The organism is Thermostichus lividus PCC 6715 (assembly GCF_002754935.1).
In the GTDB taxonomy this organism is placed as follows: Bacteria; Cyanobacteriota; Cyanobacteriia; order Thermosynechococcales; family Thermosynechococcaceae; genus Thermosynechococcus; species Thermosynechococcus lividus.
Genome location: NZ_CP018092.1, coordinates 392,225 through 405,828, shown reverse-complemented (window position 1 = coordinate 405,828; position 13,604 = coordinate 392,225). Strand labels below are relative to the sequence as shown.

Sequence of the window (13,604 nt, the reverse complement as noted above, 5' to 3'; positions counted from 1 at the left end):
CATTACACTGAACGATTGTTTTCTAGCCATGCCTGAAACATTAAAATATCCCAAAGCGGAAAAGCCCAGTTGCGATGTCCTTGACGATGTTCTTGCCAGTACTGCCAAATAGATTCAGGATACAAAAAACCCTCTTGTTTGAGTCGTGTAGGGTTCAATAAGTCCTCGACCCACTCTCGTAGTTCATGGCGTAGCCACTGGGCAATAGGAACACGAAATCCCATCTTTGGCCGTTCAATGAGTTCTTTAGGAACATGCTGATAAAGGATATGACGCAGAATGTGTTTTCCTGTTTGCTGCTTGATTTTCATCGATAGCGGCACAGCACAGGCAAATTCAACAATGCGGTGATCTAACAGAGGAATGCGGGTTTCTAAGCTAACCCCCATTGCTGCCCGATCTACCTTAGCCAAAATATCATCAGGAAGATACGTGAGCACATCTAGTATCATCATGTATGACTCGAACGGCAAGCCAGACAACCAACTGGGGGGTTCAATGGGTAGTGAGGTTGGCTCCTTGCCATCAATGACTATCTTTGAAGGTGGATTAAAATGCGATAAAAAGGAAAGATAAACACTATCTTGCGATCTTAGCTCACAAAGCTTAGCTAGTTTACTGATTCTATCGCCAATAGTTGTATATCTTAAGTGCTTGGGTAAGAAGCGGTTGATACCGCCCAACAATTGATCCCATTGCCTTGGAGGTAGAACTCGCAGTGCAGTTGCTAACATTGTACGTATGGGTGCTGGGAGTAATTGTATTTTTTGCCAAATACTTGGAGCCAAGAAATACCGCGTGTAGCCCCCAAATAGTTCGTCCCCACCATCACCGGAAAGTGCCACAGTTACGTGCTGGCGAGCAATCATTGAGACTAAAAAGGTGGGAATTTGCGATGAATCAGCAAAAGGCTCATCATAAAGGGTTGGTAACTTGGGGATGACATCCCGAGCATCTTGACCTGTCAGGTAGTATTCTGTGTGATCTGTGCCTAGATGGGTAGCTACCGCTTTAGCATACTGTGCTTCGTTATACTGATCTTCGTAAAAACCAATGGTAAAAGTCTTGACCGGTTGAGCAGATTGGCTTTGCATCAAGGCCACAACTGTAGAAGAGTCTACCCCCCCAGACAAAAATGCGCCAAGAGGAACATCGGCTAAGAGTTGGCCTTGCAAACTTTGCCGTAGCAGTCGCTCCAGCTCACCTGCCGCTTCTTGCTCTGTTCCTTGAAATGGCTCAGCTAAACCCTGCTCAACAGCCGTTTGTAACGACCAGTAGGCTTGCGGTTCTCCTTGGCTGCCTTTTACCAAGGCGTTAGTAGGTAACTGAAGGTAAGTGCCCGCAGGTAGCTTCCAAATGTGCTCGTAAATGCTGTAAGGTGAGGGAACGTAGTTATAACGTAAATATAATGTGAGTGCTTGGCGATTAATTGAATTTTGAAAATTAGGGCAAGCTCGCAATGCTTTTAGTTCAGAGGCAAACACAAACGCATTATTGACCCAGCCGTAGTAAAGGGGCTTTTCCCCAATGCGATCGCGCGCTAAGGTTAATGTCTGTTCTGAACGATCCCACAGAGCAAGAGCAAACATCCCCACCGTGCGCTTTAGGGTGGCTTCAATGCCCCAGTAAGCAAATGCTGCTAAGAGGGTTTCTGTATCCGAGTGACCCCGCCAAGCAGGTGCAGCACCAGTGCTTGTCAGCAACTGTCGCAGATCCAAATGGTTATAAATTTCACCATTAAAGACCAAGACATAGCGGCCACAGGCAGAGACCATGGGCTGATGCCCTGCTGGCGAGAGATCTAAAATGGCCAGACGACGGTGCCCCAAGGCAATTCCGGCCGATTCATCGATCCACGTTCCCTCATCGTCGGGACCACGATGATAGAGAGTTGCCACCATCGTTTGAATCGTTGACCTCAAGTCCAGAGACTCACCAAGGCTCATTAACCCAACAAGACCACACATCTGCTTAACATTGCCTCTGATAATTAGTTACTACTAACTCTAGCAGATGAATGAAGATTAAGATAGTAGCTATAAGCCGATTGATTATTCGATTTACCAAGAGTTTGCTGGTTAATCTCAGTGGCTGCAATCTTAACTACATAGTTACCCTAGGCACATCAGATAGACTAACTCTTGATGGCCAGTGTACACCAATAAGGTGGACGATCCGAAAAGCGAATATTATTAAAACCAGCATTAGTTAGCATTTCATTGATTTCAAATCGACTAAAGCGATGCTCTAATTTTGTTTCAAATCGATCTAGGGCATCATTTCTCATTACATAAAATGGTTTATCACGGTAATACGCTAATGGCCAAGAATCAGGTAGTAAGCGCAAGTAATCTAAAAGCAATGCCATTCTTGCCAATGGCCAATAGATAAATATACTTATAATTTGACTAATGAAAAAGCGCAAAATATAAGGTAAGCGAGATACTAAGCGACGTATCCAGTCACTACACCCCCATAAAATTTGATAAATAAAGCAACGATTATCAAATGCGTAGTAAACATAAATTAAACATGGAGCACCTTTTTTAAGCTTAGCAGCGATACTATCAATACCTGCTGCTGGATTAGGCATACGGTGAAGAACACCAAGACAAAATGCAAAATCTAGAGATTCATTTTCTATAGGTAAGTCTTCAATAGAAGAGTTAATAAAGCTAACATTTGTAAAGTTCTTGAGGTTTATTTTTGCAACCTCTAAAGCTTCTGGACTAGCATCAACTAGAATGAGATGGCCAACCCGTTGAGCTACAAATTTAGACCAACGACCACTACCACAGCCTAAATCTGCACACACAGCTTTAGGTGGTAATCTTGACCAGTCAAGTAAAGAAAAGTAATCCGAAAACATTTGCTCTAATACTTTCTCGTTCAAGTTTATGTAAGTGAATCTAGACCACTCATCACCAAAACCACGAACGACTTCAGGATCTATATTTTTGTGTAAATTCTTAGGCTCAGACATACCTTTATTCATACCTTCTATTCAAGCCTGATCTGTAAATTGAGGCCACAGCCATAGTACCACAAAACTGTACCCGATCACTAGAAAGAGCCAACGAAAAAATAGCTGATGTTGCTTTGGGAAGAAAAGATACGGTAAATTTCCAAAAACATAGAGTTGAATGGGAATTAAGTATAAATAGCGGCTACAGGCGGAGACCATGGGCTGATGCCCTGCTGGCGAGAGATCTAAAATGGCCAGACAACGGTGCCCCAAGGCAATTCCGGCCGATTCATCGATCCACGTTCCCTCGTCATCAGGACCGCGATGATAGAGAGTTGCCACCATCGTTTGAACCGTTGACCTCAGGTCCAGAGACTCACCAAGGCTAATTAACCCAACAAGGCCGCACATCTGCTTAGCATTGCCTCTGATAATTTTGTTACTACTGACTTTAGCAGATAAACCAACGCTGAGTTAGAATTTATGGCAACATTACCCTAGGTGCTTGATGTCAATAGCTTTACCGTCGTATCCTGCGTGTCAATCAACTCACGCAGTCAAAAATGGCAAAACCCACAACGGCAAATAGAACTTTAAGTGTCGTGAGTGTGGGAAACAGTTTGTCCAAGACCCACAGAAGAAGAGTATTGATCAGACGACTAACACCGTAATCGACACGCTAGTATTGGAGAAGGTTCCGTTGGCTGGTATCCCTAGAGTCGTGGGAGTTTTCAGAGCCTTGGCTGCAAAACTACGTTAACCCCGAGTATTACGTTAACACCAAATATGAGGTAGTGCCCGGTCAAGTTGAGGTGTCGGTTTAGAGAAACAGGTCGGTTGACGGTTCAGTGTCACTAGATGTGGTCATTTTTCGGCAACACAGGGAACAAGATGTGGTTAGCAATAGAGGTGAAACACGAGAAATGGTGGGGGTATTTTTGGAGGATCGTAGCCGTAAGGGAGCACAGGAATTATAGGAGTGATGTGGGCGGGCTAAAACCCCTCCGCTTTAGCGAGGGGATACAGCCAACTCAGGGGGCTTTAGCCCCTAGTAAGGTCAATTACTCTTGCCCTGAGCTTCAATGTAGCGCTGAATTGTTTCGCTGCTAACATTGCCAGCCGTTGAGACAAAGTAACTGGATGTCCACATGGACGGCAGTTTCATTAATGGATTAGGGAATTCCTGTCTGAGGAACTGTGCAGTTCGCCCCTTAATTCGATGCACTGCGGCTTTTCTGGTAGTCCATAGTTCACCTGCTATCTGTGCTACGCTGTAGTCAATTGTTGCATAAACTCACCATGTTTGGATGTCAGCAAGTTTTGCTCAACCCCAATAACGAACTTAAGGGGGTGATGGAATTTGTCTGCTCTGAGGCAAACAAGCTAACCAATCAGGGCATCTACTATGCTCGTCAACTGCACTTTAAGACCGGGCAGTGGATTGGCAAGCATAGCCTGAGTTACGAATACAAGACCAGTAAGCACTTCCAAGCTCTTTACTCCCAAGCTGCACAGCAAACCTTGATTTCGGTCTACGAGTCGTTTAAGTCCTACCGAGCATTGTTGAAACTGTGGCGAGGTGGAGAACTGGCAGAGAAACCCAAGATGCCAAATTATCGCAAGAAGGGAGGGTTGGCAGTAGTCAGCTATCCCAAACAAGCGCTGAAGTTGGTTGATGGGATGATCCGGGTTCCGCTGGGGCAGTTAGTGAAAGTGTGGTTTCAGATTGACTCGTTTACTGTCCCCATGCCCTCCAATCTCAAATTTGAGGACATCAAGGAACTGCGGATTCTGCCGCGCAACGGGTGTTTCTACGCTGAGTTTGTCTATCGGCTGAAACCTGTTCAGGTTGATGTAGACCCGATGCGGGTGCTGGGCATCGATTCGGGATTAAACAACTGGCTCACCTGCGTCAGCAATGTGGGAACCAGCTTCATTGTGGATGGACTGCACCTGAAATCGTTGAACCGCTGGTACAACAAGCAAATTGCCAAGCTGAAAGAAGGTAAGCCTCAAGGCTTTTGGTCAAAGCGACTGGCACAACTCACTGAGAAGCGCAATCGGCAGATACGTGATGCAGTGAACAAAGCGGCCAGGATTGTGATTGACCATTGCACCCGTAACCGGATTGGTCGGATTGTATTTGGCTGGAACCAGCGGCAAAAGGACGGTTCCAACCTGGGCAAGAAGACCAATCAGAAGTTTGTGCAGATCCCAACTGCGAGATTGAAAGAGCGGATTGCTCAATTAGCGGAGCAGTACGGGATAGAGTTTGTTGAAACTGAGGAGTCGTATACCTCTCAAGCATCGTTTGTGGATGGTGACTTTTTGCCGACATTCGGTGAAAAACCTGATAGCTGGAAGTCATCGGGGAAGCGGACGAAGCGAGGCTTGTTCAGGACTGCTCAGAATTGGTACATCAACGCGGATTGTAATGGCGCTGCCAACATCCTGCGTAAAGTAGCGACGATGCTTGGATTGAGTCTGAGCGGAGTTGGTAGGGGGTCTTTGACTGCCCCCACCCGTATTAAGTTGTGGGTGACAGCTCAAGGGAAAAGCGAAGCAACGCGGCTTCAGCCCGTTGCGTAGTATCCTTTGGGAATCCCCTCTCTTTCAAGGAGGGGAGAAGTCAAGGGATGCCTTACCCGCTGGCTATCGACAGTGTGCCGTTCCTTATACCGATTTCTGGCCAGCTTACGATGAGGTCTTCCCAAGGAATCGGCATCAACGTGTCGACAGGCAGACGAGTCAAACCAGCTATGAGAAATAAATTTCACTGCAGTACTTGATAGGCTCAGCCGAAATGTTAACTTTTATTACAATTTAAGCGCTATCTATTCAGAAAAGTCTTAAGCTATGAATAAACTATTCAGTAGTGAGAAAAATCCAGCATCAGTAATGGTCAATTTTTCTAGAGTATTTAAATCATTTAGATACATTCGCTGTTTAATTAACCCAAGTAGCTGTGATAAATATACGAATTTTAGGCTGCTTACAGCTCTTGCTGGGCACCTGCTTCCATCATATAAATTTAATTGGCCAGAAATAGAGTGGTGGAATGATGATGAATTCAACAGATTTTTGATGAAATTTGATGAATTAAATGGGTTTGACTGCTATCGTCGCTGGACACTTAAGCAATTACTTAGACTTACTGCACATGTTGATGGTGACACTGCTGAATGTGGTGTTTTTCGTGGTTGCAGTAGTTACTTAATTCTTCTCGCAAACAAAAACTCAACAAAGACAAATCAAAAAGTTCATCATATTTTTGATTCTTTTGAAGGTTTAAGCGATCCGAGCTTAGTGGATGGTAACCATTGGAGTAGAGGTGACTTAAGTAGTTCGGTAAATGAGGTCATCTCTAATTTATCGCCATTTACTATTGATAAAGATTTTTTGATCTATCAAGGTTGGATACCTGACCGATTTGATGAATTAAACGATAGGGAATTTAGTTTCGTTCATGTCGATGTCGATCTTTATCAGCCAACGATTGATTCATTTCGATTCTTTTATCCTAGATTGAAAAAAGGTGGAATCCTGCTTTGTGATGATTATGGGTTTGATACGTGTCCTGGTGTTAAAAAAGCTGTAGAAGAATATTTTGAAAACAAACCAGAACAAATGCTTGCACTTCCTGATGGAGGCGGTTTCATAATTAAAGGTACTCCTGTCTTGGGTTGAGGAATTTATGAATCAAGAAAAAATTTGGGATTACTTTCAAAATAACCCAGAAATAGGCAGCCTGGCGTTTAATGCTGATGCCCGTTATCGGTTTATTGCAAACAAGATTGTATCTGGCTCGGATGTCTTGAATATTGGTGTAGGCAAAGGTGGTCTCGAACTAATGCTTTTAGACAAGAGAGTTAATGTTTACTGCCTTGATCCAAATAAAGAATCAATACGAAAAATCCAAGAAGAATTTGGCTTAGCTGAACGAGCAAAATTTGGTTATGCGCAAGCAATACCATTTGATGACAGCAGTTTTGATGTAGTTGTGATGTCAGAGGTTCTAGAGCACCTCTCTGATGAAGTGCTCAACAAAACTGTGAAGGAATGTCATAGGGTTCTTCGTAAGGGTGGAAGGTTTATTGGAACTGTGCCCGCCGATGAGGTTTTATTAGAGAGTCGTGTGGTATGCCCTGATTGTGGAAAAGTGTTTCATCGATGGGGGCACTTACAGGAATTTAGCGAGCAACGGCTAAGACAGCTCTTGGAGCGGCAATTTGATCGTTGCGTTATTAGCCGTCACTATTTTGGCAACTGGCAGACTCTTAATTGGAAAGGAAAAATTAGTTGGCTGCTTAAAAAAATTTGTGTATTTCTTGGGATCAGAGGAAGTAGCGAGAATTTCTTTTTCTCTGCTTGGAAGAAGCAATGAACTGTTTGTTTTTCATTCACTCCATGCGCGCTGGTGGTGCAGAGCGAGTTACAGCTAACCTAGCTAGTCACTGGGTTGAGCGGGGTTGGGAGGTCACGGTAGTGACTTTGGAGTCTCGAGAACAAGATTTCTATGATCTCCCCCTAGCAGTGCAGCGCGTTGATTTAAATTTGGCGGAAGAAAGCCGCGATCCGCTGGATGCGGTCATTAATAATCTAAGACGTATAGCGGCCTTGCGCTCGGTCTTACGTAAAATTCAACCGGATGTCGCGATTGGCATGATGAGCACTGCTGCTGTTCTTCTATTACTGGCGGCATGGCGTTTGTCCTGTGTCACCATTGTTTCTGAGCATATCTATCCGCCCATGATACCTCTGAAGCCAATGTGGGAGAGGCTGCGGCGATGGGCTTACCCTCTGGCTCATAGAGTTGTCATGCTCACTATAGAAGGACTAGATTGGTTGAGTGAAGAGATACCCAAGGCACGTGGGGTGGTAATACCTAATCCCATTCCTTTTCCATTGCATAGTTCAGAACCACTGATAGAACCTGATTCAGTGATTGAGCAGGGGCGTAGGTTGTTGCTAGCAGTTGGGCGCCTAGATAAACAGAAGGGATTTGATCATCTGCTGCAAGTTTTTTCACACCTCGCGCCAAGTAACCCTGATTGGGATTTGGTTATTCTAGGTGAGGGGCCATTGCGCACGGAGTTAGAGTTTTTGGCTCGACAACTCGGATTGCAGGAGCGAGCTTCGCTACCGGGTCGAGCAGGTAATATTTGCGACTGGTATCAGCGCGCCGATCTCTACGTAATGAGTTCCCGCTTTGAAGGCTTTCCTAACAGCCTTGGTGAGGCAATGGCGCATGGTTGCCCAGCAGTCAGTTTCGACTGCGACACTGGCCCTCGTGACATCATCCGTCATAATGTGGATGGCCTGCTGGTACCCAATGGTGATGTTGCTGCATTGAAAGATGCCCTAGAATACCTGATGAGAGATGAGAAATTGCGCAAGCAATTTGCTGCCAAGGCGGTGGACGTACGTGATCGGTTTTCGCTAGAAAAAATTTCGGAGATGTGGGCAGCTTTATTGAATGAACTGCAGCACGAAGCATTAGAGAGTGGATCATGAAGCTAACTAAGTTTCAACGTCAACAGTTGCCGATATTGCTGGTGCGAGTTGCGGTGATAAGCACCACATATTTGTGTTGTAGGTCAATCCCAAGACGCTGTCGAGCTAGCAGCGGCTTTTGAAAGTGCAATCGGAGCATTCAACATGGAAAATAACTCAGAATCGCATCTTAGCTCGCTTTATCGCCGCACTTACGAAACGATTTGTGGCAGGCACCCGCATTTGCGTCCATGACATTTTCAGTGGCTGGGTACATTTTATTTGATGCGGGCTTTGCGAGATCAATTACCAAACTTGAAGGGGCGTGTCTTGGATGTGGGCTGCGGTGAGAAGCCTTATCGTCCATTATTTTCCCAAGCAACCGATTATGTGGGCATCGATGTTGTGGAGGTAGAGGGAGCAGATATCACTGTGGTTCCTTCTGGCATTTGGCCTCTAGATGATGCCTCATTTGATGTTGTGTTTGCCACACAGGTGGTTGAGCATGTGCAATATCTTTCACATACACTTAGTGAGATATCACGCGTTTGTAAGCCCGGTGGACTGATCGTGCTATCTTTCCCATTCCTGTATAATGAGCATGGAGCACCATCTGATTTCCAGCGCTTTACGATACACGGTGCTGCACAATTGTTGCCTTATGAAATCGAAATGTTGGAGCGCCAAGGTGGGTTTGGTAGTACGCTAGTGATTCTGAGTTTGAATTGGCTAAACGATATGCTTAATACCAACAAGCTGACGCGCTTCGTCAAAGTGCTGGTATTTCCGCTGTGGGTGCCTTTTTGCCTTGCGATGAACTTGTTTGGTCTATTACTAGATGCCATTGATGCTACAAAAAATTACTATAACAATGTGCTTGTGATCTTTCGCAAGTCTTAGAGATAAGAAGACTTTATTTCAGGGAAGACAAAAAAGGAATCTATTGCATATGCCAAGTTTCGACATGGCGGCGTCGTTGCACCAACAAGTTCAAGCGGCTTCGCGTGAACGCATCCAAGAAGCACTGCTGGCACTGCTCACGCCGTATTTCAGACCGACTTTCGGTACTGGCAAAACCGTTGAGCATGAGGTGTCAGTGCTCCGAGCCTTGAAGCTGCTGGGGGTGGTTTCCGTCCGGGCAACCGAGCTGGATCTTGTGATGACATTGCGGGTCACTCGGGCCAAGGCGAGGGCATTGCTCTATCACGCTCAATTAGCCGACGTGCAGGACATGGCGGCACTAGACGATCGTGTACACGAGGTCCTAGCTTACCCCAGGATCGGAAAAATTTCAGGCCGTGATGACGAACCAATTACGTGGCTTCTCGATGTACCGTTTCCCCTAGTTGCAGACCGCATCAGACAACTGGTTCGTCAAGAGGGCTTCATTTCTGATGGCAGTTTTTCCCCGAACTTGATCAAGCTGCCTACCGCTGCCTATGGAGCGGTTGTGGCTTGTCTTGTCCCTCCTCAAAAGCGCGAAGCGTTACTGGCCGCTGCGCGCGAGTCTGTTAAAGCCTCTCATAGCGACGATCTGCAGACGATTCTTGGTAGGGTGTTGTGGCACCTGGGCAAGCAAATTGCAGGTGATGTGGGTGGGCCACTGACTCAGGAAGTTGGCAAAGAACTGTACGACCTGCTCAAGAAAGGTGGCTCCGCGCTGTTCAAGCAGCTTTCACCAAGCGGAGACGGTCGATGACGGAAAAGGTTTCGATTTTCCTCCCCTCCCTCAACGGCGGCGGTGCCGAGCGGGTCATGGTCACGCTGGCCAACGGCTTCGCGGCGCGTGGCTATGCCGTAGATCTTGTGCTGGCCACGGCGCAAGGGCCGTATTTGAAGGATGTACGGCCCGAGGTGCAGATCGTGAACCTACGGGCGGGGCGTGTTATCAAGGCGCTGTTGCCGCTGGCACGCCATCTGCGGCGTACCCGACCAGCGGCATTACTGTCGGCCATGAACCATGCCAATGTCGTGGCCGCGCTCGCGCATCGTTGGTCGGGCGTTCCCAGCCGTTTGGTGCTTTCAGAACATAACACCATCAGTGTCGTGGCCCAGCGGGAGCGGAGTGTCGCGGGGCGTATCGTGTATGCGCTGGTGCCATGGATGTACCGTTGGGCTGATAGCCTCACTGCCGTATCACAGGCGGCAGCGCGCGACCTCGAGCAGTTTGCACACCTTCCCGCCGGCGCGGTGCGTGCCATCTACAATCCTTTTGACCTTCAGCGCATCCATCGGATGGCGCACAATGAACCACGACACCCCTGGCTCGCACCCGGCCAGCCGCCGGTCGTGCTCGCCATTGGACGGCTCACCGAACAAAAAAACTTTTCAACGCTGATTCGCGCCTTCGCGCAAAGCCGATTACGCGGCAATGCCCGACTACTGATTTTGGGCGAGGGGCCGCTGCGGCCAGCCCTATTGGCCGAGGCTGCCGCCTGCGGTCTGAAGGAAGAGGATTTTCAGATGCCCGGTTTCATCGATAATCCGTATGCGTTTCTTGCGCGCGCAGGGGTTTTCGTGCTCTCTTCGCGCTGGGAAGGTTTGCCAGGCGTGTTGATCGAAGCCATGGCGTGTGGTACGCCGGTGGTAAGCACCGATTGCCCCAGCGGTCCCAACGAGATTCTGGAGGGTGGCCGGTGGGGCCGATTAGTACCCGTGGGCGATAGTGCGGCACTAGCCAATGCCATCGATGCGGTGCTGGCTGCCCCGCGCGACAGCTTGCCCAACGTACGCCTGCGCGCTGCGGATTTTGACCAGGAGCGCGCGATCGACACCTACCTCGCGGCCCTCGGGCTGCCTCCGGTTCCGGGGAACCCATCACGCGCATGAAGGTTTTACACATCATCACCGGCCTCAGCAATGGCGGCGCAGAAGCTGTGCTGTTTCGCCTCGTCACCCACGACGCGCAGAACCAGCACGTGGTGGTGTCGCTGACTGGCGAGGGCAAATATGGCCCCTTGCTCCGCGCGATGGGGGTCGACGTCGTGACCCTAGACATGCCGCGCAGGCGGCTGACGTGGCGTGGGTTGCGTGGACTGTGGCTGGTGCTGCGACGGCTGCGGCCTGACGTGGTGCAGACCTGGATGTACCACGCTGACTTGGTCGGCGGCATTGCGGCCCGCGCGGCGGGCATCCCGGTCGTGTGGGGTATCCGCAACACGACGCTGGAGCTTGGCCGCTCCTCGCGTGCCACGATATGGGTAGCGCGCGCCTGTGCACGGCTGTCCCGGCACGTGCCAGCGCGTATCGTGGCGTGCGCACAGGCGGCACGGGCGGTGCATGCCGAACTGGGCTATGACGCCCAGCGGATGGTCGTGATCCCCAACGGCTACGACCTAGGGCACTTCGTGCCCGACAGTGCAGCCCGTCAGCGCCTGCGCACCGATTGGGGTGTCGCGGATGATGTTGCGCTGATTGGAATGGTGGCGCGGTTTCATCCGCAAAAGGATCACGCCAATTTGATCGATGCGCTGGCCCTGCTCACCCAGCGAGGACTGCGCTACGCGGCGGTGCTGGTGGGCACCGGCATGACGCCCGACAACGCCGAGCTCACGCAGCGCATCTCTGCTGCCGGACTGGCGGAACGTGTGCGTCTGCTCGGCGTGCGACCGGATGTGCCAGCCATCATGTCGGCGCTGGATGTGCATGTATTGTCATCAGCCAGCGGCGAAGCCTTCCCCAACGTTCTCGCTGAGGCGATGGCCTGCGGCACGCCCTGCGTGACCACCGATGTCGGCGACGCGGCCACTATCGTGGGCGACACGGGCTGGGTGGTGCCACCCAGGAACCCCGAGGCGCTGGCGGATGCCCTACAGGCCGCCTTGACAGCGTGGCGCGACCACACGGCATGGCGGGCACGCCAGCGGGCATGCCGCGAGCGGATCCAAGAAAACTTTGGCATCGAGGCAATGGTGGCGCGGTATCGATATGTATGGCAGGAAGCCGGGATTTCGCTTATGATTCGCTTATGAGGAATACATAAATGATAATTCCGTTGATTTTGTTTTTTCTCACGCTGTATTAGAGCACATTCGACTAGCAGAATTTGAACTGATCCAAACAGAATTGTATCGAGTACTCAAACCAAGTGGAACTTGTTCTCACACAGTCGACCTCAGAGATCATTTAGGCGGTCAGCTCAATAATTTGCGTTTTAAACATCAGATATGGGAATCGGATCTTTTTGCCTCTTCAGGATTTTACACAAACCGCATACAATTAAACAGAATGATGAATATTTTTGAATCGGTAGGCTTTGAGGTACAACTTGTCAACGTACGCCGATGGGATCAACTACCAACCCCTCGAAAAAAAATGGCGCCTGAATTTGCTTTACTACCAGAAGATATACTCAATGTTTCGGGTTTTGATATTCTTGTAAAAAAATAGGAAGACCAGAGTCATGTGCGGCCTCACTGGTTTCTGGCAACCTTACGGCTCCTTTGCCGAAGAACCCCACGCCATCGCCCAGCGCATGGCCGACGCCCTAGTCCACCGCGGCCCGGACGATGCAGGGGTGTGGGTGGAGCCAGTTGCCGGCTTGGCGCTGGGGCACCGTCGGTTGACGATTCTGAACCTCTCGCCCGCTGGGCATTAGCCGATGGTGTCGGCCAGCGGCCGCCTCGTCATCGCCTTCAACGGCGAGGTGTACAACCACTTGGTGCTGCGCCAGCAGCTCGCCGCGCAGGGCGCTGCGCCCGCCTAGCGCGGGCATTCGGACACGGAAACGCTGCTCGCGGCCATCGAGGCGTGGAGGGTGGAGGCAGGCGGTGGGTATGTTTGCGCTGGCTCTGTGGGACCGCAAAGCACGCACCTTGGTGCTGGCGCGCGACCGCGTGCGCGAAAAGCCCCTGTACTGGGGCATTCTTGATATGCTCTCCCTGCCTAAAGGCAGGGGATTCTTGGGGATTCTTCTAGCCTCACAGCTTAGAATGACTGGTTCACCGACAACACTTCAAGCATAGCAGTTTCCTACGTTACTCCAGAGGTGTTTATCTCCCCAGTCGTTCACCCCATTACAGAGGCTTCCGTATGCCCTACGGTACAGCAAAAAAAACTACAATACTGGGTTTTTATGGTGCTTGCTATCGGTTAGATAACTCGGTTTTTTGAGTGGTTGCATACCTTGCCACTAGTACTAGTGCGG

The 13,604-nt window shown here is 49.3% G+C and carries 12 protein-coding genes and 2 pseudogenes; 10 read left to right on the top strand and 4 right to left on the bottom strand.

Features of this window, described 5'->3' with window-relative positions:
- Nucleotides 1-2 precede the first annotated feature (2 nt).
- From asnB to BRW62_RS02060, 4 genes and pseudogenes are all read right to left on the bottom strand, one after another.
- The gene (gene asnB, locus BRW62_RS02075; RefSeq protein WP_099798039.1) at nucleotides 3-1,967 is read right to left on the bottom strand and encodes an asparagine synthase (glutamine-hydrolyzing); all 1,965 of its coding nucleotides are present in this window, start codon (nucleotides 1,965-1,967) and stop codon (nucleotides 3-5) included.
- A 167-nt stretch (nucleotides 1,968-2,134) separates the two neighbouring features.
- The gene (locus BRW62_RS02070; protein ID WP_099798037.1) at nucleotides 2,135-2,983 is read right to left on the bottom strand and encodes a class I SAM-dependent methyltransferase; all 849 of its coding nucleotides are present in this window, start codon (nucleotides 2,981-2,983) and stop codon (nucleotides 2,135-2,137) included.
- Between the two features lie 21 nt (nucleotides 2,984-3,004).
- Nucleotides 3,005-3,376: a hypothetical protein gene (locus tag BRW62_RS02065; RefSeq protein WP_099798035.1), complete on the bottom strand. Its 372-nt coding sequence runs from the start codon at nucleotides 3,374-3,376 to the stop codon at nucleotides 3,005-3,007.
- A gap of 646 nt (nucleotides 3,377-4,022) precedes the next feature.
- Nucleotides 4,023-4,184 (bottom strand): annotated as a pseudogene (locus BRW62_RS02060) (IS200/IS605 family transposase); the annotation flags it as partial.
- An 80-nt stretch (nucleotides 4,185-4,264) separates the two neighbouring features.
- Between BRW62_RS02060 and BRW62_RS02055 the strand changes: the two are divergent.
- From BRW62_RS02055 to BRW62_RS14985, 10 genes and pseudogenes are all read left to right on the top strand, one after another.
- Nucleotides 4,265-5,554 carry an RNA-guided endonuclease InsQ/TnpB family protein gene (locus tag BRW62_RS02055; RefSeq protein ID WP_099798033.1) on the top strand — a complete coding sequence of 430 codons (1,290 nt, stop codon included), beginning with the start codon at nucleotides 4,265-4,267 and terminating at the stop codon, nucleotides 5,552-5,554.
- Between the two features lie 309 nt (nucleotides 5,555-5,863).
- Nucleotides 5,864-6,652, top strand: a complete 789-nt coding sequence (locus BRW62_RS02050) for a TylF/MycF/NovP-related O-methyltransferase (RefSeq protein WP_157768314.1) — start codon at nucleotides 5,864-5,866, stop codon at nucleotides 6,650-6,652.
- Nucleotides 6,653-6,659: 7 nt separating this feature from the next.
- Nucleotides 6,660-7,349, top strand: a complete 690-nt coding sequence (locus BRW62_RS02045) for a class I SAM-dependent methyltransferase (protein WP_099798029.1) — start codon at nucleotides 6,660-6,662, stop codon at nucleotides 7,347-7,349.
- Nucleotides 7,334-8,479 carry a glycosyltransferase family 4 protein gene (locus BRW62_RS02040; RefSeq protein ID WP_198406105.1) on the top strand — a complete coding sequence of 382 codons (1,146 nt, stop codon included), beginning with the start codon at nucleotides 7,334-7,336 and terminating at the stop codon, nucleotides 8,477-8,479. Before BRW62_RS02045 ends, BRW62_RS02040 begins: the two co-directional genes overlap by 16 nt.
- Before the next feature lie 264 nt (nucleotides 8,480-8,743).
- On the top strand, nucleotides 8,744-9,358 hold the full coding sequence (locus BRW62_RS02035; RefSeq protein ID WP_099798025.1) for a class I SAM-dependent methyltransferase: 615 nt from the start codon (nucleotides 8,744-8,746) through the stop codon (nucleotides 9,356-9,358).
- 49 nt (nucleotides 9,359-9,407) lie between these two features.
- Entirely contained in the window at nucleotides 9,408-10,157 is a 750-nt protein-coding gene (locus tag BRW62_RS02030) for a hypothetical protein (protein ID WP_099798023.1), read from the top strand.
- A complete protein-coding gene (locus BRW62_RS02025) occupies nucleotides 10,154-11,287 on the top strand; it encodes a glycosyltransferase (protein WP_099798021.1) in 1,134 nt (377 codons plus the stop codon). Before BRW62_RS02030 ends, BRW62_RS02025 begins: the two co-directional genes overlap by 4 nt.
- The gene (locus BRW62_RS02020; RefSeq protein ID WP_376787929.1) at nucleotides 11,275-12,429 is read left to right on the top strand and encodes a glycosyltransferase family 4 protein; all 1,155 of its coding nucleotides are present in this window, start codon (nucleotides 11,275-11,277) and stop codon (nucleotides 12,427-12,429) included. Before BRW62_RS02025 ends, BRW62_RS02020 begins: the two co-directional genes overlap by 13 nt.
- 7 nt (nucleotides 12,430-12,436) lie before the next feature.
- The gene (locus BRW62_RS14990; protein WP_099798017.1) at nucleotides 12,437-12,847 is read left to right on the top strand and encodes a methyltransferase domain-containing protein; all 411 of its coding nucleotides are present in this window, start codon (nucleotides 12,437-12,439) and stop codon (nucleotides 12,845-12,847) included.
- 13 nt (nucleotides 12,848-12,860) lie between these two features.
- A pseudogene (locus tag BRW62_RS14985) lies at nucleotides 12,861-13,320 on the top strand (asparagine synthase (glutamine-hydrolyzing)); the annotation flags it as partial.
- Between the last annotated feature and the right edge of the window lie 284 nt (nucleotides 13,321-13,604).

Bases quoted from the DNA above. Each gene is read 5' to 3' on its own strand.
- asnB (WP_099798039.1), bottom strand. From the start codon at position 1,967: ATGTGTGGTCTTGTTGGGTTAATGAGCCTTGGTGAGTCTCTGGACTTG.
- BRW62_RS02070 (WP_099798037.1), bottom strand. From the start codon at position 2,983: ATGTCTGAGCCTAAGAATTTACACAAAAATATAGATCCTGAAGTCGTT.
- BRW62_RS02065 (WP_099798035.1), bottom strand. From the start codon at position 3,376: ATGTGCGGCCTTGTTGGGTTAATTAGCCTTGGTGAGTCTCTGGACCTG.
- BRW62_RS02055 (WP_099798033.1), top strand. From the start codon at position 4,265: ATGTTTGGATGTCAGCAAGTTTTGCTCAACCCCAATAACGAACTTAAG.
- BRW62_RS02050 (WP_157768314.1), top strand. From the start codon at position 5,864: ATGGTCAATTTTTCTAGAGTATTTAAATCATTTAGATACATTCGCTGT.
- BRW62_RS02045 (WP_099798029.1), top strand. From the start codon at position 6,660: ATGAATCAAGAAAAAATTTGGGATTACTTTCAAAATAACCCAGAAATA.
- BRW62_RS02035 (WP_099798025.1), top strand. From the start codon at position 8,744: ATGCGGGCTTTGCGAGATCAATTACCAAACTTGAAGGGGCGTGTCTTG.
- BRW62_RS02030 (WP_099798023.1), top strand. From the start codon at position 9,408: ATGCCAAGTTTCGACATGGCGGCGTCGTTGCACCAACAAGTTCAAGCG.
- BRW62_RS02025 (WP_099798021.1), top strand. From the start codon at position 10,154: ATGACGGAAAAGGTTTCGATTTTCCTCCCCTCCCTCAACGGCGGCGGT.